The following is a 20339-nucleotide window of genomic DNA, read 5'->3' as shown; positions in this document are numbered from 1 at the left end:
TTGATCACTCAACGACCCGATAAGCCTTGGCGCGTTTCTGTCCCGGCGCTGGCGTCGCCTTCGCGGCCGGCATGAGCAAGAGCGGCACGGCGAATGTCGGCGAGATCCTTAATCAAGTCACGATGATGCTCGGACACGAGATCTTTGATCCAGAAACTAGTCGTCGCGTGCTGGTCGATCACGCATTTATTGTCGCTGGTGGAGAGATCACCAAGGCGGCGAGGAATTGGCTCGGCGAATGGCTCGACGCCTCCAAACGTAGCCAAGTTATGTTCATGGACCGCGAGGACATCATGAATCTGTTCATCGTGACTAATGTTTCCCTGCCCGCAGCAGCCCAGCCGCCATCCCGCAAAGGAACCCTCATTGAGGATGATATTCCCTTTTAGCTGTTAGCAAGTAGGGCGGAAGAGCGAAGCGTATTCCACTTCCCCTCGCCTACGCTCGTCTCAAAGGATCAGCTGATTTGCCCGTCGGGCCGGGCGGCGATCTCGATGTCCAGTCCTCTTTCTGAAAATATTTCGCTTCCTCGCTTCCTAAAATCAGCCATAGAACCCGCGCCGTCCTACACCGACAGAGGGGCGTATCGCGATCGTCACGGACGCGGGGTGGGATGCGGTGGACGCGGCAGCGTCGGCGCGCCAACGGCGATTGCAGGGCGGCTCCCAAAAGGACTCGTGAGCGATCAGCCCGAGCGCGGACGAACGGCGCTTTCGCGGACGGCAAAGCCGTGTGGTCCTGACGCCCCGACGCTGGCGTCAAGTTGGTGATGATGCTTCGCATCACACCGACGACGGTGACAATAAAGCCCGGTCACCGGGGAGAGCACGAAATAAGCCGTTAAAACCACTGCGCAGGGAAAGCCGGGTCTACCCGGTAACCTGTGGCGACTATCTCGTGTGCTTTTTATTTTGCACGCGAGGCTGCGGGTGCAGCGGGCACCCGGCTTTCCCTGCGCCCTCTGTTCTCTCTGGGCGGAAATTCATGCATCACCCGGGCGCTATCGTGCCGCGGGAATACGATTTCACGTTCTGTTGGCTGTTTGATAACTGAATCAGAAAGTGCATCGGCCTCTCAGCATCGTCATTGCGAGGGGTGCAACGACGAAGCAATCCAGAACTGCCGGCGCACAAATTCTGGATTGCTTTCGCTTTCGCTCGCAATGACGGTTTGACCGAGAGCTGTTCCCCTCTTCACTCCGCTATCGCTGCCTCCACAAACCCCGCGGGATCGTCGCAAAATTCGCGCATGACCTTGTAGTGGTCCGTCTGTTCGACGGTGACGGGCTCAAGCCCATATTTCGACAACCGCAACAGGGTCGCCCCGGGATAGGCCATCAGCATCGGGGAATGCGTGGCCATGATAATCTGGCTGATGCCTGACACTTCCATCATCCGCATCAGCTTCAGGAATTCCATCTGCCGTGCGGGCGACAATGCGGATTCCGGCTCGTCGAAGATGAAGATGCCCTGCCGCTGGCAGCGCTCTTCAAAGAAGCGCAGGAAACCCTCGCCGTGGGAATGGGACAGGAAGTCAGGCGGAGGCGGCCCAAAGGGGTCATCCAGGGCCGCCTTGTCCAGGTATCTCGCAATCGAGAAGAAACTCTCGGCGCGAAAGAACCATCCGTTTGTAATCTTGGGCAGCCAGCTTGCGCGAAGTGCCGTCGAGAGACTGCCGCCCATCTTCTCCAGTGCATCGGAATGATCGACCGGCATGTAACCCTTGCCGCCGCCGGCTTCGTCGTAGCCCGCAAGCACGGCGATCCCTTCGAGCAAAGTGGATTTTCCGGTGCCGTTTTCGCCGACGATGATGGTGATCGCGCGGTCAAAACTCAGTTCGAAATCGTCGCGCAGCAATGGAAGGCAAAACGGATAGGCCGCGCGGTCGGTGATACGCGATGGCTCAAGCCAGACGCGCTTGAGGTACGGCGCCGGCAAATTGATCGTGCGATTGCGTTTTGAGGCCATGCCAGACGGTCCAGCGGAACGAAAATGCCTGCAATGCTTATACAGAGACTATGCTGCAATCCCAGATGGCATAAAGCCAGGTCCGCGGAAAGCGCCCAAATGCCCTCCTCCGCATACACCCTGTTCCGCAACGCGATCCTCGGCGAGCGGCAGGTCGTGTGCAGCTATGAGCGCCGCCATCGCGAACTGTGCCCGCACATCATCGGCACCAACAGAAGCGGCGAAGAGGTCGTGCTGGCGTGGCAGTTCGCCGGAGAAAGCTCAGGCCCGCTGCCGCAATGGCGATGTCTCAAGCTCGCCAACGTCAAAAACGCGCGGGCACGCGAGGGCCGCTGGTACGAAGGCGAATCTCATAGGTCAACGCAAACCTGCGTCAGCCACATCGATCTCGATATCAATGTTCACGTCCGAAAATTGCGCTAGCGCGACCGGCGATCACAGGACTTCCAGCACCAGCTCCATCGTCATCAGCACCGGGTTGTCGCCGCGGATCAGCCGGCCCTCGGCGATCTCGCCGAGATAGTCGATGAGCGCGATGTCGAGCTGCGCTTCCGGCATGCCGCTTGCGCCGGGTGAAATAACGCCCGGTCGGATGGCAAGTTCGGTCGCGAAGGGCACGACGACGCGTCCGTCCGTAAAGCGCGCGCCGATGGTCGAGCCGACGCCGCCATGAAGCTTGGCGCTGATAACACCATGCTCGCGACAGAAAACCTCGAGCGCGCCCGTGAAATCCTGGTTCGGCCGCAGCCGCAGCGCGAAAGCACGGCTGGTGGTTTGGGCGTCAGTTGGTTCGCTGGCGATCGGGCCAAACAGTTTGAAGTTGGTCTCGGGATCGGGCTCCGCCGTGAAGACGGCGCCATCGATGCCGAAGGCATCCACTTCAAAGGATTCGGCGACAACGGTCTCTTCGGGAAGGATATGCCCGCCGCTGACACGCCCATCGGCTTCCGTCCAAAGGCCATGGCAATGGAAGAACGGCGCGCCGTCGCGGCGGCCGAACGTCATCGTCGCCATCTTCAGCCGCGTCACGCCCTTGGGCCGGAACGTGTCGCTGTAGAACGCGGCATTCTCGCCAGTCCTGGACAACGCCGGCATCACATAGGCAAAGGGGCCGAGCGCCCCGCCCCTGATGTTCAGCGTGCCGCTGGCAAATCCTTCCGCCGCAAAGCCGCGACGCGCGGCTTCCAGCAGCGGCAGGCCCGCTTCCAGCGTGAACGAGAAGGCGCGGCCGCGCGACTCCGCCCATTGGATGCGTTGGGGCGCAGGCGGGCCGGGCTGGTCGATGCTGCGCATCAGCCGGCTTGGTCTTTATATCTTGAGGCGTTTTCTTCACGCGAACCGGTGCCCACTTCGCTTGAAAACGCTTTGGATGGCGTGTCCAGCAGGCCCCGCGACTCCAGCTCGTCGCGGACCAGCCGCTTCGGCACCTTGCCGTAGCCGGATTTCGGCAAGGCCTCCCAGAAGAAGAAGCGCTTCGGCATCTTGTAACGCGGCACTTTGGTGGCGAGGAAGCCGGCCAGGTCCAGCTCTGTCACGGGACCCGCGCCCTCGCGCGGCACGCAGACGGCGATGCCGACCTCGCCCCAGACCGGATCGGGCACGCCGAGCACCGCGACCTCGCCGATCGCGGGATGGGTGAGGATCTTCTCCTCGACCTCGCGCGGATAGATATTGGAGCCGCCTGATATGTACATGTCGGAAGCACGGCCGGTGATGTAGACAAAGCCTGCTTCATCCATATGGCCGAGATCGCCGGTGCGAAACCAGCCGTCGCGGAAGGCTTTGGCGTTGGCTTCCGGATTGTCGTAGTAGCCGGCGAAAACGGCGGGGCCGATGACGCAGATCTCGCCGGTCTCGAAGGCTTTGAGTTCGCGGCCGTCATCGCCCTGGATCGAGACCTGCATCCCCGTGCGCTCGAAGCCGCAGGTGCCGATCCGCGCATACGGGCCGTCCTCTGGATCGTGCAGATCGGGCGGCAGCACCGTGATGTTGCCGGTGACCTCGCCGAGGCCGAAATATTGCACCAGCACCTTGCCGAGCTTGTTCAGCGCGGCCTTCTGGTCCTCGCGGTACATCGGCGCACCGGCATAGATGATATAGCGCAGCGACGAATGGTCGGTGCGGTCGACTGCTGGATGCTCGACCATCATCTTCAGGATGGTCGGCACCGTGAAAATGTTGCTGACGCGATGGGTCTCGATCAGCCGGAACGCCTCACCGATATCGAAACGCTCCGACGGCAGCAGGATGGTCGGAACGCCTCGCGCCGTCTGCACCAGCTGATGCACGCCGGCGCCGTGCGACAGCGGCGCAACCACCAGCGACGCGTCACGCTCCGTCGTGCCGGGCATGAGATCGGCGAGATGGTTGGTGACCACAAAAGCCATCTGGCCATGGGTCAGCACGGCCGCCTTGGAGCGCCCGGTCGTACCCGACGTAAAGAAGAACCAGCAGGGATCGTCATATTCGACCGCCATGTTCTCGACGCGCGCGCCCGCATGCGCGGCGATTGCCTCGCTCAGCGACTTCTCGCCGAGAGCGCCCTCGCCGATCCGCCAGGTGAATTCGAGCGCAGGGCTTGCCGCTTTGACCGCCGCGGCATGTTGAGGGAAATCGCCGTGGCACAGGAACGCTCTCGCACCGGAAGCCGTAGCGAGATAGGCGACCTCGTCCGGCATCAGCCTGAAATTGGTGGGCACCCAGACCGCGCCGAGCCGGAAGGCCGCGAACATCGACCAGAACATCTCGTCGCAGTTTTTGGAATGCACGAGGATGCGGTCGCCCTTGACGATGCCGCGCGCCGCAAGGGCTGCGGCCAGCGCCGAGACGTGGCCGTCGATCTCGCGCCAGGTCCAGGATCGCTCGCCCCAGATGAAGCCTGTGCGGTCGCCGTGCCGGCGCGCATTCTGGATCAACAGATGCGCCAGGTTCATCACCCGGCGCGACATCGGTGTCAGGCCGCCGCGCGGCGCGGTCGTGCTGTCAGTCCCGGTCATCTCGCACCCTCCAAATACGGGTTCGCCATGCCGCTCAGCGCGCCCCTCACCTTCGCCCCATGAACACGCCGGCCGCCAGCAGCACCACGCCCGCTACGCCTGCGACAATGCCGTGCTTGGTGTGTACATGCGCAACACCAGCCTCGTGACCCGGGAAAAAGCTGGGCAGCTGGTCGGCCGGCATCAGGAAGTAAACGGCCGCGATAACCAGCAGCACGATGCCGAGCAAGCTGACGATGAGCTTCATGAACCCAATCCTCCCAAATCGATACAAACCGGCGGGCTTATCTGCGCCAGCCTCGCCTATACGACCAAACTCAACCAGATTCACGGCCGCTTGTTAATGGCTCCCGGCCGATCATCTTCCATCCGATACCGTACCGCCATCCTGCTCCAGTCCATCAGCACCAACACCACTCATCCGAGGACATCCATGATCACCCGCCGAGCGCTTGTCTTGACCGGCCTGTTTGCCGCCGCCGCGGTTCAACCCGCCTGCGCCAAACCCCCTGCCCCGAACGATCCCGTTGCCATCGTCACCGCCATCTACGCCCGCGCGGCAAAGGGCAAGGGCGATGGCGGCGGCGCGTTCGTGATCGAGAATAAAGCGGCGAAGGCCAGATATCTGTCGAAATCGCTGATCGAGTTATGGGCCAAGGCCGATGCCCACACGCCCAAGGGCGATGTGGGGCCAATCGACTTCGATCCCGTCACTAATTCGCAAGAGCCTGACGTGAAGTCGTTCAAGGTGGCCACGGAAAAACTCGAGGCCGACAAGGCCGTGATCGCCGTCACCATCACCGGCAGCCGCCCCCGCTCAAAACCGGTCGGCCAGACGGTGGTGCGCTATGATTTCGTGCGGGATGGCGATAAATGGAAGATCGATGATATCAAGGGTTTTGGCGATGGCGAGCCATGGTCGGTCCGCGATATGCTCGCTGAGTCCCTGAAAACCTGATCCAGGCCGGCTGATAGAAACGGATAGAATGAGCGAAGTTACTGACAACACCACGCAGCATCGCTTCGAACTCGCGGTCGATGGCCACATTGCCGCGAGCTATTACAAGATCGCCGACGGCGTCATCACGTTTGTCCATACCGAAGTGCCGCCCGAACTCGGCGGCAAGGGTATCGGATCGAAACTGATCAAGGCCGCGCTCGACCAAGTTCGCAGCGACGGCTTAAAGGTAATCGCACAGTGCCCGTTCGTGAAGGCCTTCATCGACAAGAATCCCGCCTATCAGGATTTGCTGAAATGAGTTTGGTATGAATCAGGTCCGCGACAATAAATCCCAGCACCGATTTGAGCTCGATGTCGAAGGCGCGGTCGCGTTCGCGAATTATCGTCTCGCGCCGGGCAGCGTCATCATCACGCACACCGAGACGCCGCCCGCGTTGCGTGGCCGCGGCATCGCGTCGAAGCTGGTGCAAGGCGCGCTGGAAATGATCCGCGCCGACGGACTAAAAGTCGTCGCCGGCTGCGGGTTTGTCGTCGACTATCTGCAGAAGCATCCGGAATTTGCCGATCTGGTGGCCTAAATCCTTGGCATCGTCCCCGCCTTCGCGGCGACGATTGCGGAGTTTGGCGACGCTCTGGTGACTTCTAACGACCTCACACGATCCGGATCGACATGTCCGGCAGGCCTTCGAGCTTGGCGAGCAACACGTCGCCCTTCACCACCGGGCCGACATTCTCCGGCGTGCCGGAATAGATGATGTCGCCGGCCTTCAATTCAAACGCCTCGGACAGTTTTGAGATCTGTTCGGCGACGCTCCAGATCATCTTGTCGAGGTTGGAATCCTGCCGCACCTTGCCGTTCACGGCCAGCGAGATCGCACCCTTGGTGAAGTGCCCGGTTTTGGTCACGGGATGAATCGGGCCGAGCACGGCGGCATGATCAAAACTCTTTCCGATTTCCCATGGCTTCTTTTCGGCCGCCATGCCGTTCTGCAGGTCGCGCCGCGTCATATCGAGCCCAAGCGCATAGCCATAGACGTGATCGAGCGCCTGTTCCGGCGCAATATTGGTGCCGCCTGATTTCAGCGCCGCCACCAGTTCGACTTCATGGTGATAGTTCTTGGTGAGCGAGGGATAGGGATGGTCGGCGACGGCGCCGATCGCGACGTTCTGGATCGCGTCGGTCGGCTTCTGGAAGAAGAACGGCGGCTCGCGGGTCGGATCGGAGCCGCGCTCCAGCGCGTGCGCGGCGTAGTTGCGTCCGATGCAATAGATGCGGCGGACCGGAAACACATCGCTCTCGCCGGCGATCGGGATCGTCGTTGACCGCACGGTAAAGATCGGTTTTGGGCCGGCCTGCGCCTCGGCACGGCCGCTTTGTACGGCGGTGCCGGCCAGCGCCAGCGCGCCGGTTGCGAGAATGGTCCTGCGATCGATCGTATCCATAGGCTGCTTCCTGTCGGCTTTTACGTTCGGCCGCTATCTAGACCGGCGCGCCCCCGACCGGCAAGACGACGATAGGCTAGAGCCTTTCTTGACGCCAGCCGGCACCCACTTGGCTCGAAAACGCGCTGGATCGAAGTCCACAAAAAAGGCCCGCGATCGTGCGGGCCTTTTCTCGCTTGCGGCGCAGGATCAGTGCTTGATTTCCGGCGGCAGCTTGCCGCCATTGGCGGCCAGCTTGGCCATCACCTGCTTGTGCAGCCAGATGTTCATGGTCGCGGAATCATTGGTATCGCCGGTGTAGCCGAGTTCCTTCGCGAGCTCCTTGCGCGCACCGAGGCTGGAATCGATGTCGAGCGCCTTCATCAGGTCGACGATCGAGGTGCGCCATGCCAGCTTTTCGCCCTTGGCTGCGGCTGCCTTGTCCACGATGGCCGCGACATCGACGCTTTGAGCGGGCGCTGCCGGCGCAGAGGACGACGAGCCGGCGGCCGCTCCGGTGCTCGCAGGCGCGCCGCCGCTCGCGGGAGCGCTGCCGCCCGGCGCCGCAGCTCCGCCGCTTGCGGGCGTGGCGCTGGCTTTGGAGCCGAAGATCGCGCCCATGATTTTTCCGAAAATGCTCATCGTTTGCTCCCAATGCAATGAAGACAAAGATCGTGTGAGGATCCGAACGGCTCTCTTGGCGCACGGGCGTGTCGACCCGATCGCTATGAAGCTTAATCGCCTCGAATTTGGTTGCCAATGCGGCACTGAGACACCGGAACGATCTTAACGGATGCGAAATGACTGGGGAATGACAGGCGCGTTTGCACTGCGACAACACCGAAGCGTGAGTGACGGCGGCCGTGATTGGAGAGTACGTTGGAGGTTCAGTTCGCGACATGGCCGGTTTGGTATCCTTGTTTTCGCGTCTGGCTTGATCGTGATCGTTTCCGCAGACGGCCTGCCTGCGCCTTCGTTTGGCGTAAGAATCCGGCCGCTGCCGCAAGGGAGACAACGACATGGCCACATCATACCCAAGCAATGTCACACCACTCGGGCCGGCCGCGCCTGATGTCGCGGCCGGCCCGATCATCCGACGCATCGGCTTGTCCGACCTGCACAGGGCGCTGCAGCTAGGCTGGGAAGACTTCAAGGCAGTTCCAAGCCACGCCATCATCCTCTGCGTCATCTATCCGATACTTGGCCTGGTGCTGGCGCGCACCGTGCTCGGCTATTCCGTACTGCCGCTCTTGTTTCCGCTCGCGGCAGGCTTTGCCCTGATCGGTCCGTTCGCAGCGCTCGGTCTCTACGAACTCAGCCGCCGCCGCGAGAGCGGCGAGCAGGCGTCGGCATGGGACGCCATCGACGTGCTGCGCTCGCCTTCGTTCGGCGCCATGCTCGGACTTGGTGTGCTGTTGCTGGCGCTGTTCGTGACCTGGGTAGCGACCGCGCAGGCGATTTATACCGCCGCATTTGGTTACGAATCTGCGGCGGAAATTCCCGACTTTGCACGACGTGTACTGACGACGTCGCAGGGATGGTGGCTGATCATCGTAGGCTGCGGCGTCGGCTTCCTGTTCGCGATCGTCGCGCTATGCATCAGCGTGGTGGCTTTCCCCCTGATGCTCGATCGTCACGCCGGGGCGGGAGAAGCCATGGTGACCTCGCTTCGGGCCGTTGCAAAAAATCCGGTGCCGATGGCGGCATGGGGATTGATCGTCGCGGTGCTGCTGGTCGCAGGATCGCTGCCGTTCTTCCTGGGCCTTGCCGTCGTCATTCCGCTGCTCGGTCACGCCACCTGGCACCTTTATCGCGCAGTGGTCGCTCCGGATCCCAATCCGCGACCGATTCCCGCCCGCCCGCGGCTTGAGCGTCGCTTTGCGGCAGACTTCCCGGCTGCCTTGTTTTCCTGGCGCCGGAAGGACGACCTATAGCCGGAAGCCAGTTGTCGAGGCCGCACGCCGGGCCCGATGACAGGCTGATCACGGTCCGATGACAAAGCGGAGAAGCAATCCAGCGCACGGATTGCTTCTCCGCGTTGCTCGTTGCAGCGGCATGAGGTAGCCTTGTTTTGGCCGCGGTTGCCGCCGACATTTCGCGGCTCCAGCCGTCATTCTTCAACAGTGAAGCGATCTCCGTGCGCCCCCTGCCGACCCCCCGGTTTCTTTTTGGAGCATTGGCGATAAGCGCCGTGCTGATGACATCTGCCGCACCAGCGATTGCGGCGTCCTGCGGCAGCGGCAGCTTTGACGCATGGCTGGCCGACTTCAAAAATGATGCTGCCGCCAAGGGCATTTCGCAGGCGGCGATCACCTCTGGCTTGAACGGCGTGACGCTGGATAAGGCGGTGATTGCCCGCGATCATTCGCAGGCGGTCTTCAATCAAAGCTTTGAGGAATTTTCCGGCCGCATGATCCCGCCCCGGCTGACGCGCGGCAGCAACATGATGAAGCAGTACGGTTCGGTGCTGGGCCGAATCGAAGAGGCCTATGGCGTGCCGGGCGAAGTGCTGGTCGCGATCTGGGGGCTGGAAACCGACTTCGGCGTCAATATCGGGAAGTTTCCCACCATCCGTTCGCTGGCAACGCTGGCTTACGATTGCCGGCGTTCAGACGAATTCCGCGCCCAGTTGCTGGACGCGCTGCGCATCATCGAGCGTGGCGATCTTGCGGCTTCGGAAATGCATGGCGCGTGGGCGGGCGAAATCGGCCAGACCCAGTTCATGCCGTCGTCCTACTTCAAATTCGCGGTCGATTTCGACGGCAATGGCCGCCGCGACCTTCTGCACAGCGCTCCCGACGTGCTGGCATCGACGGCAAATTACCTGGCCTCTTATGGCTGGCAACGCGGCAAAGGCTGGGAGCCCGGCACCCCGAACTTCAACGTGATCCAGCAATGGAACAAAAGCGAAGTCTACGCGAAAACGATTGCGTCTTTTGCAACCCAGCTCTCGCACGCGCCTTAGGATCTTTTCGGTTCTCGTCACAGGCCTAGGGCCGATCGCGACGCAACCGGCCCCCTGCCCCGGATATTCGGATTACTTCGCCGCGGTCGCCTGCAGCGCCTTGTTCAGGTGCACGGCGCAGACACCCCATTTGTTGTCAAGCAGCGCGGTCTGTGCCGCCGCGACTTCCTTTTCCGCCGCCCACTTGCTGTCACCGTCAGCCATGGTTTCGACAGACGATTCAGTCTTCGCCAAGTTTTCGCCACTGCAGCCACCTAGATGTGCGGCAGATGCGGGAACAACGTACATAACGGCGGCCATTGCGGCCGCTCCGAGTAACTTATTGACCATGTTACTTTCCAGTTCTGTCTAGAACAGATCCAACGCCATTGCCGGAATCTGTAAAATAACTGATCGCCGATTGCGGGAAACTTTCGGAATGAATTTTGCGCGAGCAAATTGTGATCATCGCGCAGCGCAGAGCGTCATGCACAGCGACGCATTTTCATTACGGCTTCGTAACTAATTTGGTTGCACTGCTGGGCTGCCATCACGACGGCTTTGGCGAGCCGGAGAGGCACTCTTCATTCGCTGAAAATTCTCCGTCACGATCGAGGCGCGCGACCTTCGGAAGGTGAAGGTATCTACTCACCCAGACGTTGCACCGGTGCGATTCGAGCGCCGCCGCGCCACTCAGGCGACCCCGACGATCGAGCTGCTTCCCTTCCGCCTCTCGACTCGACGAACCGCGAGCGGATTTTGCCCCTTGCAACCTAGGGTCTGCCTGCCGATCCGCGCTCCCTGGCCATAGGCTGGGTGTGCCAGAGCCGCCTATGGCGATCTGTGGTCCGAATCAGCGCCGTCACACCGAGGGAATAGAGCGACAGGCTTGTCCCCGTCCGGCGAATCGGTCCTTGAGGAGCTTGGGTGTGCTGAGGCTCGGAATCGGAGCGATGGGCCTAGCGAAGTACGGACCGAACTTTAAATCAAAGTGTTGATTTTAAATTCATTTTATAACCTTATGCGGCCAGCGCATGAGGAATTAGGTTTTTGTTACCCTAAAGCGTAGCTCGGAAACGCCGAGAACCCTTGATCTAGACACATAAAATCCCCATTTGGGCTGTCATGGATCGGTGTGTCATTGCGGCGACAATCCAGTGATTTCATGAAGCTTTTTCTGAGATTTGATGGTCGGGACGTTTCCGGCGATCATTGACTGGCTCAGCTATTTCCAGGGGTTAATCACTTCTTACCGTTGCCATGCGTTTTCGGCTTAGCTGCACCGCAGCATTTGAACTCCCGCAGTGCGATATTCTGATCTATATTCATTTCAACGATGAGGCGTTCCTCCAAGCGCTGAATCGTATAGACGAAGGAGAATACCCATGTTGCTCTCGCTCATCCGCATGATCCAGGCGTTCCGGGAATATCAGCGCAATGTTAGCGAACTGGCCCAGCTTAGCGATCGCGAACTGGCTGACATCGGCTTGGATCGCTCGGATATTCCGCGCGTTGCAGCCGGGACCTATAACGGCTGATCCGTTTTTGGCCGACTGAGATACGGATAACGCCCGCCTTGCTGCGGGCGTTGTCGTATCCAGCGTTCGCGCATTCCACTGCGGCTAAAAAAGCGCTAACCCTGCGCGATGACTGGCATCAAATCCTCTACTGAACCCGTGCACATCATCGGCGCGGGCCTCGCCGGCTCGGAAGCTGCCTGGCAGGTTGCCGAGACCGGCGTCCGCGTTGTGCTGCACGAGATGCGCCCCGAACGAATGACCGAAGCCCATCGCACCGATGGGCTCGCGGAGCTCGTCTGCTCCAATTCGTTTCGCTCCGACGACGCCGCCAACAATGCGGTCGGACTGCTGCACGCCGAAATGCGCCGGTTGGGCTCGCTGATCATGCGGGCGGCCGATGCCAATCAGGTTCCAGCCGGGGGCGCGTTGGCGGTCGACCGCGACGGATTTTCCGCCGCCGTCACCAAGGCTCTCTCCGAGCATCCCCTGATCGAGATTGATCGCGCCGAGGTCGGCGGCCTGCCGCCGGCAGAGTGGCGCAACGTCATTGTCGCAACCGGCCCGCTGACTTCCGCAGGCCTCGCGGACGCGATTCGCGGACTGACCGACGAGAACGCGCTGGCATTCTTCGACGCGATCGCTCCGATCGTGCATCGGGATTCCATCGATATGTCGGTGGCGTGGTTTCAGTCACGCTACGACAAGGTAGGTCCTGGTGGGACCGGCGCTGATTACATCAACTGCCCCATGACCAAGGAGCAGTACGACGCTTTCGTCGATGCACTCGTTGCCGGCGAGAAGGTCGATTTCAAGGAGTGGGAAACCAACACGCCCTATTTCGACGGCTGCCTGCCGGTCGAGGTGATGGCGGAGCGCGGCCGCGAGACGCTGCGCCACGGCCCCATGAAGCCGGTCGGGCTCACCAACCCGCACGATCCGACTGTGAAGGCCTATGCGATCGTCCAGTTGCGTCAGGACAACAAGCTCGGCACGCTCTACAACATGGTCGGCTTTCAAACCAAGCTGAAGCACGGCGCCCAGCAACGTGTGTTCCGCACTATCCCCGGGCTTGAGGGCGCCGAATTCGCCCGGCTCGGCGGACTGCACCGGAACACCTTCCTGAATTCACCGAAGCTGCTGGACACGCAGTTGCGGCTGCGTGCGCAACCACGGCTGCGCTTCGCCGGCCAGATGACCGGCTGCGAAGGCTATGTGGAATCCGCTAGCATCGGACTGATCGCCGGCCTCTATGCCGCGGCCGAGGCCTGTTCGCGGTCGCTGGCGCCGCCACCATCGACCACGGCGCTTGGCTCGCTGCTCGGCCACATCACCGGCGGCCATATCGAAACCATCGACGCCGGCCCGCGCTCGTTCCAGCCGATGAACATCAATTTCGGGCTGTTTCCGCCGCTCACCAATCCGCCGGCCAAAAAGGCTGATGGCAGCCGCTTGCGCGGCAACGAAAAGACGGTTGCGAAGAAACAGGCGATCAGTGCCCGTGCGCTGGCCGATCTCGATCGATGGATCGTGGACAACCTCCAGGCCCAGGCCGCGGCGTGAGTCCTTCATGAGCTTGCCCAGAGAGGATGCCGCTGTTCTGGCGGCGCGATGGACCGAAGGCGTGCTGCTGAAGCGCGACGTGTTTTCGACCGTCGAGCGCGGCCGTTTTCGCGAGCGCGACGGCGAAGTCGACGCGGTGCTACGACGCCTCGATCAGGTGCCGTGGTGGTCCTATGTCCTCGCGCGTCATCTGTTCATGCGCGAGCGCCGCGCCTTGGCGCTGGCGCGCGACCTCCACGTCGGGCCGGAACTATTATGGGCCGGCCGGCAGGCTCTGGTGCGCGGGTTCATCAACGGCGTGGCGCTACATCTCGCCAAACCAACCGGCGACGTCGCCTATTTCCGCTCCGCCAAGGTGGCGCTGCGCAAGCTGCATCGCGCCGGCATCTGCCACAACGACCTCGCCAAGGAGCAGAACTGGCTGCGCGGCAGTGACGGATGTGCCTATCTCACCGACTTCCAGCTCGCGGCCTGCTTCCGGAGACGAAGCCGACTGTTTCGTATCGCGGCCTATGAGGATCTCCGGCATCTGCTCAAGCACAAGCGCACCTATGCGCCGGAGGCGCTGACGCCGAAGGAACGCAAGATTCTCGCGCGGAAATCCTTCGTGGCGCGGCTCTGGCTTATGACCGGCAAAAAAGTCTACCGCGCGATTACCCGCGGCGTGTTCAACTTCACCGATCGCGAAGGCGGTGGCCGGAGGCTGGTCAATGACGCGCCAGTGCTGATCGATCTGATCAGGAAAAATCCCGCCGTCCGCGATACCGCCATTGTCGCCTTCGCCGACCGCCGCACCGGCGTCGGGCTTTATGCCTTCGTCGAAGCCGATCAGACCGCGCTCGAAAGCCAACTGCACCAGGAGTTGGCGGCGGCCAAGGGGCCGAAACCGCCCGAGCATATCCAGGTGGTACAAGCCCTGCCGCGCGACGGCGCCGGCAAACCCCGCACCGAAATCCTGCAGCTTGTTGCGATGAACCAGCTCGATCTGATCGAGCCGATGATGACCAATGACACCGATCGGGCGTTCCTGAAGAGCATCCTGGAATCGCGCAAGAATTTGCGGGACCGGTTCAATTTTGAGGCGGCGGATCTGGCGCCGCCGTCATCCTGAACGCTGAGTCAGCGGCCCGGCTTCTTGATACAGACCGGATCGCCCCTGGCCTGGGCCACGCAGTCCCAATCAGGACCAAAACCCGCACTCGCCTTTCGTTGCTGAAAATCAGGAAGATAAATCACAACGACGGCGAAGATGCAGACGATGAAACACAGGGCGAGTATAACGCCCACAATGCCATTTCGATCTGGGGTCCATCGCAGCCATTTCATGGTCGGATGGTAGCACAGCATCACGTTCGAAAAAGTCGCGTTCGCGACGCCCGCCATAGCGTCCATAGGGTCCGAAACCTCGACGGGGTGCGTGGCGTGAAGGGATCGCTGTCCGCGCGCGACATTTGCTCAAGATCGCGGCGAACCATTGCCAGCGGCAGGAATACCGGCCTCACCTCTGGCGGTACGCTCTGCAGCAGCGCGAATGCCGTCTTCAGGTGTTCGCGCGCTTCGCCGATGAGCTGATCAAGCGCCGTCCGCAGCTTCGGCGTCTGCCTGCCCGCAAACATCTCTTCCGTCCCGATACCCTGTTGCTGCAGCAATTGCAGCGGCACAAACAACTGACGCCGCGAAGCGTCGAGCGGAAGTGCCGCAATCACCTGCGCCATGCCCTGCGCCAGTCCCGCATGGCGAGCGAGGTGTTCGATGTCGGGGGATTGCCATCCGGCAATCTGTGCGCCGAGCGAAAACAACACGGAGGAAGTGTCGTCGATATAGCCTTCTAGCGCCGCCATGGTCGGCATCGGATCGTTGTAGAGATCGAACTGATGCTCATCGACCAGGCGCGACAGCCGCTCAACGGGCAGATGCGCGTTGCGGATCGCCAGCAGCAATTCCGCCGCCACCGGACTGCCCTCGACGCCGCCGTGCCCGGCGCCGGCAAGCATGTCGGTCCACCATTGCAGCCGAATTTCCCCAGATAGCGCCTGGCTCACCAGCGTGCGCACGCGGGAAATCTCGACATTGAAGGCGTAGAGCGCCAGCAGCGCGCGCCGCTGGCTAACCGGCACGAACAGCGTGGACGCGTAGCGGGTAAAATCGTGAGCACGGACCAGCTCGGCACAGTAGGCCGGCGAATCCTTGTCTGCGGCGGCGTCAGTCATGGCACCGCGATCAGCGCCGCCGCGACACGCCGCCGCTCGCCCATCATGATGTTGTAGGTGCGGACTGCCGGACCGGTCTGCATCGCGTCCAGCACCACTTTGACCGCACGCAGCGCCTCGCGAAGTTCCGATGGAGGCCGCCAGACGTCGGTGCCGGTACCGATGATCAGGGTATCGATGCCGCCTGCCGCAGCGAACACGCGCGCCAATGAAGCCTTGTCGATCTGCTCGGGTTTGCTGACTGGCCAGGCCCAGATCGCATCCGGCAGGCACAGCAACGAACCGCGATGCGACATGTCGTCAAAGGCAAACCCGCCTTTGCCGTAGGCCTCGATCGGCGCCGATCTCGGAAGATGCGGGGCGTCCGAACGATCAGGCATGGCTACTTCTTCGATGGTTTTCCCGGCGGCTTTTCCGGTGCGTCGGCCCGATGATCGCCGACGCCAAGATAGATCAGGATCGGCGCCGCGATGAAGATCGAGGTGTAGGTGCCGACCAGCACCACGCCGAACATCATGACCGCCGTGAAGCTGTGAATGGCGTTGCCGCCAAATAACAACAACGCCAGCAGCGCCAAGGTCACCGTGACGTGGGTGATGATCGAACGCGACAGTGTCGAATTGATGGATTCATTGAGCAATTCGGGCATCGGCATTTTCTTGTAACGCCGCAGCATTTCGCGAATCCGGTCATAGATCACGACCGTGTCGTTCAAGGAATATCCCAGGATCGTCAGCAGCGCCGCGATGCTGGTCAGATCAAAGTCGACCTGCGAGATCGACATGAAACCGATGGTCAGCACGATGTCGTGGACATTGGCAATCATGGCGCCCAGCGCGAACTGCCATTCGAAACGGAACCAGAGATAGATCAGGATCGAAAAGATCGCGAGCATCAGGCCCAGCATGCCGTAGGCCAGCAATTCGCCGGATACCCGCGGTCCCACCACCTCGACCCGGCGATAGTCGACGGCATCGCCAAGCGCGCCACGGACCTTCTGCACCGCTTCCTGCTGCGCGGCGTCGCCGCCGGGCTGCTCGGCAACCCGGATCAGCACCTCGTCAGGACCGCCGAACTGCTGCATCTGGATATCGCCGAGCCCAAGGGTGGATAGCGTAGCGCGCATCGTGGCGATATCGGCCGTGCCTGATTTGGCCCGGACTTCCATCAGCGTGCCGCCCTTGAAGTCGATGCCGAAATTCAGGCCGTGGGTGAAGAACAGCGTGATGGCGACAATCGAAAGAACGGCCGAAATCGGAAAGCTGATGCGGCGAAAACGCGTGAAGTCGAAATGCGTATTGTCCGGGACGATGCGTAGCGACGGCAGCCAGCCGAAACAGCTGACCACCGTCAGGGCGACGATGAGGGCGCCCAGCCCCAGAAGAACGAGATGTGTCACGACCGGCTCCGCATTCCCTGCAACATGATCCAGCCACGCTGAATCATGTGCATTTCTTTATCTTGTGAGGGCATGATCTCGTCCGAAAACCGGTATTCACTGTTCGCGATCATGCCTAGATCGGCACGCTTTGCGGCCGCTTCCAGCGCACCCAGCCCGCGACGATCAGCCGGGTCAACGTGAACGCGGTAAAGACCGTGGTGATGATGCCGATGCCGAGCGTCACGGCGAAGCCGCGCACCGGACCGGTACCGATGTAGAACAGCACCGCGGCCGCGATGAAGGTGGTGATGTTCGAATCCAGGATCGTCGACAGCGCCCGCTTGAAGCCGGCGTCGATCGCCGAAATCGCGTTGCGTCCGCCGCGCAGTTCTTCGCGGATGCGCTCATAGATCAGCACGTTGGAGTCCACGGCGATGCCGACGGTCAGCACGATGCCGGCGATGCCGGGCAACGTGAGCGTTGCGCTCAAAAGCGACAGCAAGCCGAAGATCATCGCCACGTTGATCGCGACCGCGATATTGGCGAACACGCCGAACAGCCGGTAGGTCAACAGCATGAACACAATGACCATGATCGAGCCGACGTAAGCCGCAAGTTCGCCCTTTTCGATCGAGTCCTGACCGAGGCCGGGACCGACGGTGCGTTCCTCGATGATGGTCAAGGGCGCCGGCAACGCGCCGGCGCGCAGCAGGATGGCGAGATCGTTCGCCGCCTGCACGGTGAAATTGCCGGAAATCTGCCCGGCGCCGCCGGTGATCGGCTCGCGGATCACGGGCGCGGAAATCACCTCATTGTCGAGCACGATGGCGAAGGGCTGGCCGACATTTTCGGAAGTCGCCTGCGCGAACTTGCGGGAGCCGGCGCTGTTGAAGCGGAAGCTGACGATCGGCTCGCTGGTGCGCTGGTCAAAGCCGGGTTGTGCATCGGTCAGGTCGCCGCCGGAGACCAGGACCTGCTTCTTGATGACATAGGGCACTTTCGGCGACGACGAACTCATCAGCACTTCGGAATCAGGCGGCACCCTGCCCTGCAAGGCCTGATCCGGCGGCACCGTGGTGTCGACCATCCGGAATTCCATCTTGGCGGTCTTGCCCAGAATGTTCTTCAGCTGGGTCGGATCCTGCAAGCCCGGCACCTGAACCAGAATGCGATCGGTGCCCTGGCGCTGGATCAGCGGTTCGACGGTGCCAAGTTCGTTGACGCGGCGCTCGACGATCTGGATCGACTGTTCGATCGTCTGCCGGATGCGTTCGGTGACCGCGGCCTGCGGCACGGTCAGCCGGATCAACCCGCCGCCGGCGTCGCTGACTTCCAGGCTGCGCTGGCCGCTGGAGCCAAGCAGGCCGCCGAGCGGCTGCGACAGGTCGCGCAGCTTCGCCAGTGCGTTCGGTAGATCGGTATCCTTGACCCGCACCTCGACGCTGTCGGGGCGCGAGGCAAGGCCGGTATAGCCGATCTTGGCGTCGCGCAATGTCCGGCGGACGTCATCGCGGACCTGGTCGAGCTTCTCTTTCTTGATGTAGTTGGAATCCACCTCAAGCAGCAGATAGGAGCCGCCCTGCAGATCGAGACCGAGCACCAGACGACGCTGCGCCCACGCCGGCCATTTCTTGACGGTGGCCTCCGGGAAGAAATTCGGAACGGCGCAAAGGCACACCACCAGCGCCGTCAGGATGATCGCCAGCGCCTTCCACCGCGTGAAATACAACATCGAGTTGACCCGTCAGATTCTGGCAGATTCTAAATATGCGACGTTCGAAAACGCGCTAACTCGCCGAGCTGTCTTCCTTGGCGGCATCGGCCTTGGCTGGCTCGCCCTTGGCGCGCACGCCGGAGATCATCTGGCGCATCTGCCGAACGCGGACGCCATCGGAGATTTCGAACTCGATCTGGTCGTCATCGACCACCTTGGTGACCTTGCCGACCAGGCCGCCCGTCGTCACCACGGTATCGCCGCGGCGGATGTTCTTCACGAGCTCGTTGTGGTCCTTCACCTTCTTCTGCTGCGGGCGCAGAATCAGGAAATACATGATCACGAAGATCAGCGCGAACGGCAGCAGCGACATCAACATGCTGTTGGTATCGCCAGCACCCGCGGCCTGGGCAAACGCAGGGGTAATCAGCATGCGGACAGTCCTCGTGAGGCGGGAATGAACCGGCAACGCAAAGGCGTCGGGCCGGTCCGGGCAAATTCGCGCGGACTATAGCGGCCGCGTTCCCAATTGCAACGCCGCCAAACCGCTCATTTGCCCCTCTTTTGAGTAACTTGCAGCCCTCCGAAAGGCTCGATATGGGTGCGCCATAAGGAACCGTCAAAATGTCAAAAAAACCCAATAAAACCGCCCATCGCGCCGTCTCCAAGGCAACCTCGAAGGCAGCCTCGCGGAAACCGCTGGCAACAGTGACAAAACGCCCCGCCTCGCCGCCGAAACATGGCTCCGACGATCGGATCGCACGCGCGCTCGAGGCGATCGTGGCGCACCTTGCCGCGGCCTCGCCGGGGCCCGAGGCCGCCGACCCGTTTGACAGCGCCGACGCCTTTGTCTGGCATCCAAACGGCCGTCTCTCGCCGGTGCCGCGCGTCAGCCGCGTCGACCTCGGCCTGCTCAAGGGCATCGAGCGGATGCGCGATATCCTGATCGAGAATACCGAACGCTTTGCCGATGGGCTGCCTGCCAACAACGCGCTGCTGTGGGGCGCGCGCGGCATGGGAAAATCGTCGCTGGTGAAGGCCGCGCACGCCAACATCAATATCGACCGCAAGCCGGCCGACCGCCTCAAGCTGATCGAGATTCACCGCGAGGATATCGAGAGCCTGCCCAAGCTGATGGAGCTGTTACGCAGTTCCAGCTTTCGCTTCATCGTGTTCTGCGACGATCTGTCCTTCGACGGCAATGATGCCTCCTACAAGTCGCTCAAAGCGGTGCTGGAGGGCGGCATCGAGGGGCGGCCGGACAATGTGATCCTGTACGCCACCTCCAACCGCCGTCATCTGCTGGCGCGCGAGATGATCGAGAACGAGCGCTCGACCGCGATCAATCCCGGCGAAGCGGTCGAGGAAAAAGTGTCGCTGTCCGATCGCTTCGGACTGTGGCTCGGCTTCCATCGCTGCAGCCAGGACGAATACCTCGCAATGGTCAAAGGCTATTGCAGCCATTACGGCATCAAGATCGCGGAAGACGAGCTTGAACGCGAGGCGCTGGAATGGTCGACCACCCGCGGCTCGCGTTCGGGACGCGTGGCCTGGCAATTCACGCAGGAATTGGCGGGACGGCTCGGCGTGAGGATGACGGCGAAGTAAGTGCGGTTGCGCCAAGGCGAAGAGAGCGCATGACGCCGTCCTCGGCGATGAATTGT

General features: G+C 61.7%; 24 protein-coding genes. 11 read left to right on the top strand and 13 right to left on the bottom strand.

Annotated elements, in window-relative coordinates:
* The first annotated feature begins 26 nt into the window (after nt 1-26).
* The gene (locus BLV09_RS05925) at nt 27-389 is read left to right on the top strand and encodes a hypothetical protein (RefSeq protein ID WP_197685026.1); all 363 of its coding nucleotides are present in this window, start codon (nt 27-29) and stop codon (nt 387-389) included.
* Nucleotides 390-1193: 804 nt separating this feature from the next.
* Here the strand turns inward: BLV09_RS05925 and BLV09_RS05920 are convergent.
* Nucleotides 1194-1967 carry an AAA family ATPase gene (locus tag BLV09_RS05920; protein WP_146686625.1) on the bottom strand — a complete coding sequence of 258 codons (774 nt, stop codon included), beginning with the start codon at nt 1965-1967 and terminating at the stop codon, nt 1194-1196.
* Between the two features lie 99 nt (nt 1968-2066).
* Between BLV09_RS05920 and BLV09_RS05915 the strand changes: the two genes are divergently transcribed.
* Nucleotides 2067-2390 carry a hypothetical protein gene (locus BLV09_RS05915; protein ID WP_146686624.1) on the top strand — a complete coding sequence of 108 codons (324 nt, stop codon included), beginning with the start codon at nt 2067-2069 and terminating at the stop codon, nt 2388-2390.
* 12 nt (nt 2391-2402) lie between these two features.
* On the opposite strand, the gene BLV09_RS05910 is transcribed toward BLV09_RS05915, so the two are convergent.
* The 3 genes from BLV09_RS05910 to BLV09_RS05900 are packed head-to-tail and all read right to left on the bottom strand — an operon-like array spanning nt 2403 to nt 5210.
* Nucleotides 2403-3260, bottom strand: coding sequence for a PCC domain-containing protein (locus BLV09_RS05910; protein WP_146686623.1), 858 nt, complete (start codon nt 3258-3260; stop codon nt 2403-2405).
* Nucleotides 3260-4963 (bottom strand): acyl-CoA synthetase, encoded by a 1704-nt coding sequence (locus BLV09_RS05905; RefSeq protein WP_146686622.1) that lies wholly within the window; start codon nt 4961-4963, stop codon nt 3260-3262. The genes BLV09_RS05910 and BLV09_RS05905 overlap by 1 nt, the downstream gene beginning before the upstream one ends.
* A 46-nt stretch (nt 4964-5009) precedes the next feature.
* Nucleotides 5010-5210: a hypothetical protein gene (locus tag BLV09_RS05900; RefSeq protein WP_146686621.1), complete on the bottom strand. Its 201-nt coding sequence runs from the start codon at nt 5208-5210 to the stop codon at nt 5010-5012.
* Between the two features lie 186 nt (nt 5211-5396).
* On the opposite strand from BLV09_RS05900, the gene BLV09_RS05895 reads away from it, so the two are divergent.
* From BLV09_RS05895 to BLV09_RS05885, 3 genes are read left to right on the top strand one after another with little or no spacing between them, the layout of a single operon-like run.
* Nucleotides 5397-5921 (top strand): DUF3828 domain-containing protein, encoded by a 525-nt coding sequence (locus tag BLV09_RS05895; protein ID WP_146686620.1) that lies wholly within the window; start codon nt 5397-5399, stop codon nt 5919-5921.
* A 28-nt stretch (nt 5922-5949) separates the two neighbouring features.
* Nucleotides 5950-6222: a GNAT family N-acetyltransferase gene (locus tag BLV09_RS05890; protein ID WP_146686619.1), complete on the top strand. Its 273-nt coding sequence runs from the start codon at nt 5950-5952 to the stop codon at nt 6220-6222.
* 7 nt (nt 6223-6229) lie between these two features.
* The gene (locus BLV09_RS05885; protein ID WP_100381953.1) at nt 6230-6502 is read left to right on the top strand and encodes a GNAT family N-acetyltransferase; all 273 of its coding nucleotides are present in this window, start codon (nt 6230-6232) and stop codon (nt 6500-6502) included.
* Nucleotides 6503-6575: 73 nt separating this feature from the next.
* Here the strand turns inward: BLV09_RS05885 and BLV09_RS05880 are convergent, their stop codons facing one another.
* Nucleotides 6576-7367: a fumarylacetoacetate hydrolase family protein gene (locus BLV09_RS05880; RefSeq protein ID WP_146686618.1), complete on the bottom strand. Its 792-nt coding sequence runs from the start codon at nt 7365-7367 to the stop codon at nt 6576-6578.
* A 189-nt stretch (nt 7368-7556) separates the two neighbouring features.
* On the bottom strand, nt 7557-7988 hold the full coding sequence (locus tag BLV09_RS05875) for a DUF3597 domain-containing protein (protein ID WP_146686617.1): 432 nt from the start codon (nt 7986-7988) through the stop codon (nt 7557-7559).
* 377 nt (nt 7989-8365) lie between these two features.
* On the opposite strand from BLV09_RS05875, the gene BLV09_RS05870 reads away from it, so the two are divergent.
* Entirely contained in the window at nt 8366-9280 is a 915-nt protein-coding gene (locus BLV09_RS05870; protein WP_146686616.1) for a DUF2189 domain-containing protein, read from the top strand.
* Between the two features lie 263 nt (nt 9281-9543).
* On the top strand, nt 9544-10311 hold the full coding sequence (locus BLV09_RS05865) for a lytic murein transglycosylase (RefSeq protein WP_146690999.1): 768 nt from the start codon (nt 9544-9546) through the stop codon (nt 10309-10311).
* Nucleotides 10312-10383: 72 nt separating this feature from the next.
* Here the strand turns inward: BLV09_RS05865 and BLV09_RS37905 are convergent, their stop codons facing one another.
* A complete protein-coding gene (locus tag BLV09_RS37905; RefSeq protein WP_244548974.1) occupies nt 10384-10545 on the bottom strand; it encodes a hypothetical protein in 162 nt (53 codons plus the stop codon).
* 1130 nt (nt 10546-11675) lie between these two features.
* Here BLV09_RS37905 and BLV09_RS05855 point away from each other — a divergent pair.
* The 3 genes from BLV09_RS05855 (at nt 11676) to BLV09_RS05845 (ending at nt 14481) form a co-directional block, all read left to right on the top strand.
* Nucleotides 11676-11828 carry a DUF1127 domain-containing protein gene (locus BLV09_RS05855; protein ID WP_100381958.1) on the top strand — a complete coding sequence of 51 codons (153 nt, stop codon included), beginning with the start codon at nt 11676-11678 and terminating at the stop codon, nt 11826-11828.
* Nucleotides 11829-11936: 108 nt separating this feature from the next.
* Nucleotides 11937-13370: a methylenetetrahydrofolate--tRNA-(uracil(54)-C(5))-methyltransferase (FADH(2)-oxidizing) TrmFO gene (trmFO, locus tag BLV09_RS05850; protein WP_146686614.1), complete on the top strand. Its 1434-nt coding sequence runs from the start codon at nt 11937-11939 to the stop codon at nt 13368-13370.
* A gap of 7 nt (nt 13371-13377) precedes the next feature.
* On the top strand, nt 13378-14481 hold the full coding sequence (locus BLV09_RS05845; protein WP_146686613.1) for a serine/threonine protein kinase: 1104 nt from the start codon (nt 13378-13380) through the stop codon (nt 14479-14481).
* Nucleotides 14482-14489: 8 nt separating this feature from the next.
* On the opposite strand, the gene BLV09_RS37005 is transcribed toward BLV09_RS05845, so the two are convergent.
* From BLV09_RS37005 to yajC, 6 genes are all read right to left on the bottom strand, one after another.
* Nucleotides 14490-14696, bottom strand: coding sequence for a hypothetical protein (locus tag BLV09_RS37005; protein WP_167558635.1), 207 nt, complete (start codon nt 14694-14696; stop codon nt 14490-14492).
* A gap of 20 nt (nt 14697-14716) precedes the next feature.
* A complete protein-coding gene (locus BLV09_RS05840; RefSeq protein WP_146686612.1) occupies nt 14717-15580 on the bottom strand; it encodes a phytoene/squalene synthase family protein in 864 nt (287 codons plus the stop codon).
* Nucleotides 15577-15960 carry an Mth938-like domain-containing protein gene (locus BLV09_RS05835; RefSeq protein WP_146686611.1) on the bottom strand — a complete coding sequence of 128 codons (384 nt, stop codon included), beginning with the start codon at nt 15958-15960 and terminating at the stop codon, nt 15577-15579. The genes BLV09_RS05840 and BLV09_RS05835 overlap by 4 nt, the downstream gene beginning before the upstream one ends.
* A gap of 2 nt (nt 15961-15962) precedes the next feature.
* Nucleotides 15963-16979 (bottom strand): protein translocase subunit SecF, encoded by a 1017-nt coding sequence (gene secF / locus BLV09_RS05830; protein ID WP_100381963.1) that lies wholly within the window; start codon nt 16977-16979, stop codon nt 15963-15965.
* Nucleotides 16980-17094: 115 nt separating this feature from the next.
* Nucleotides 17095-18693 (bottom strand): protein translocase subunit SecD, encoded by a 1599-nt coding sequence (secD, locus tag BLV09_RS05825; RefSeq protein ID WP_100381964.1) that lies wholly within the window; start codon nt 18691-18693, stop codon nt 17095-17097.
* A 55-nt stretch (nt 18694-18748) separates the two neighbouring features.
* Nucleotides 18749-19108, bottom strand: a complete 360-nt coding sequence (yajC, locus tag BLV09_RS05820) for a preprotein translocase subunit YajC (protein ID WP_100381965.1) — start codon at nt 19106-19108, stop codon at nt 18749-18751.
* Nucleotides 19109-19299: 191 nt separating this feature from the next.
* Here yajC and BLV09_RS05815 point away from each other — a divergent pair, with 191 nt between their 5' ends.
* Nucleotides 19300-20283 carry an ATP-binding protein gene (locus BLV09_RS05815; protein WP_146686610.1) on the top strand — a complete coding sequence of 328 codons (984 nt, stop codon included), beginning with the start codon at nt 19300-19302 and terminating at the stop codon, nt 20281-20283.
* Nucleotides 20284-20339: the final 56 nt, after the last annotated feature.

Origin of the sequence: Bradyrhizobium canariense (genome assembly GCF_900105125.1) — a bacterium.
Lineage (GTDB): Bacteria > Pseudomonadota > Alphaproteobacteria > Rhizobiales > Xanthobacteraceae > Bradyrhizobium > Bradyrhizobium canariense_A.
This window is presented reverse-complemented; position numbering and strand designations above follow the sequence as displayed.

Coding starts and splice junctions, on each gene's coding strand:
- BLV09_RS05920 (WP_146686625.1), bottom strand. CDS start 1,967: ATGGCCTCAAAACGCAATCGCACGATCAATTTGCCGGCGCCGTACCTC.
- BLV09_RS05915 (WP_146686624.1), top strand. CDS start 2,067: ATGCCCTCCTCCGCATACACCCTGTTCCGCAACGCGATCCTCGGCGAG.
- BLV09_RS05910 (WP_146686623.1), bottom strand. CDS start 3,260: ATGCGCAGCATCGACCAGCCCGGCCCGCCTGCGCCCCAACGCATCCAA.
- BLV09_RS05905 (WP_146686622.1), bottom strand. CDS start 4,963: ATGACCGGGACTGACAGCACGACCGCGCCGCGCGGCGGCCTGACACCG.
- BLV09_RS05900 (WP_146686621.1), bottom strand. CDS start 5,210: ATGAAGCTCATCGTCAGCTTGCTCGGCATCGTGCTGCTGGTTATCGCG.
- BLV09_RS05895 (WP_146686620.1), top strand. CDS start 5,397: ATGATCACCCGCCGAGCGCTTGTCTTGACCGGCCTGTTTGCCGCCGCC.
- BLV09_RS05890 (WP_146686619.1), top strand. CDS start 5,950: ATGAGCGAAGTTACTGACAACACCACGCAGCATCGCTTCGAACTCGCG.
- BLV09_RS05885 (WP_100381953.1), top strand. CDS start 6,230: ATGAATCAGGTCCGCGACAATAAATCCCAGCACCGATTTGAGCTCGAT.
- BLV09_RS05880 (WP_146686618.1), bottom strand. CDS start 7,367: ATGGATACGATCGATCGCAGGACCATTCTCGCAACCGGCGCGCTGGCG.
- BLV09_RS05875 (WP_146686617.1), bottom strand. CDS start 7,988: ATGAGCATTTTCGGAAAAATCATGGGCGCGATCTTCGGCTCCAAAGCC.
- BLV09_RS05870 (WP_146686616.1), top strand. CDS start 8,366: ATGGCCACATCATACCCAAGCAATGTCACACCACTCGGGCCGGCCGCG.
- BLV09_RS05865 (WP_146690999.1), top strand. CDS start 9,544: ATGACATCTGCCGCACCAGCGATTGCGGCGTCCTGCGGCAGCGGCAGC.
- BLV09_RS05855 (WP_100381958.1), top strand. CDS start 11,676: ATGTTGCTCTCGCTCATCCGCATGATCCAGGCGTTCCGGGAATATCAG.
- trmFO (WP_146686614.1), top strand. CDS start 11,937: ATGACTGGCATCAAATCCTCTACTGAACCCGTGCACATCATCGGCGCG.
- BLV09_RS05845 (WP_146686613.1), top strand. CDS start 13,378: ATGAGCTTGCCCAGAGAGGATGCCGCTGTTCTGGCGGCGCGATGGACC.
- BLV09_RS37005 (WP_167558635.1), bottom strand. CDS start 14,696: ATGAAATGGCTGCGATGGACCCCAGATCGAAATGGCATTGTGGGCGTT.
- BLV09_RS05840 (WP_146686612.1), bottom strand. CDS start 15,580: ATGACTGACGCCGCCGCAGACAAGGATTCGCCGGCCTACTGTGCCGAG.
- BLV09_RS05835 (WP_146686611.1), bottom strand. CDS start 15,960: ATGCCTGATCGTTCGGACGCCCCGCATCTTCCGAGATCGGCGCCGATC.
- secD (WP_100381964.1), bottom strand. CDS start 18,693: ATGTTGTATTTCACGCGGTGGAAGGCGCTGGCGATCATCCTGACGGCG.
- yajC (WP_100381965.1), bottom strand. CDS start 19,108: ATGCTGATTACCCCTGCGTTTGCCCAGGCCGCGGGTGCTGGCGATACC.
- BLV09_RS05815 (WP_146686610.1), top strand. CDS start 19,300: ATGTCAAAAAAACCCAATAAAACCGCCCATCGCGCCGTCTCCAAGGCA.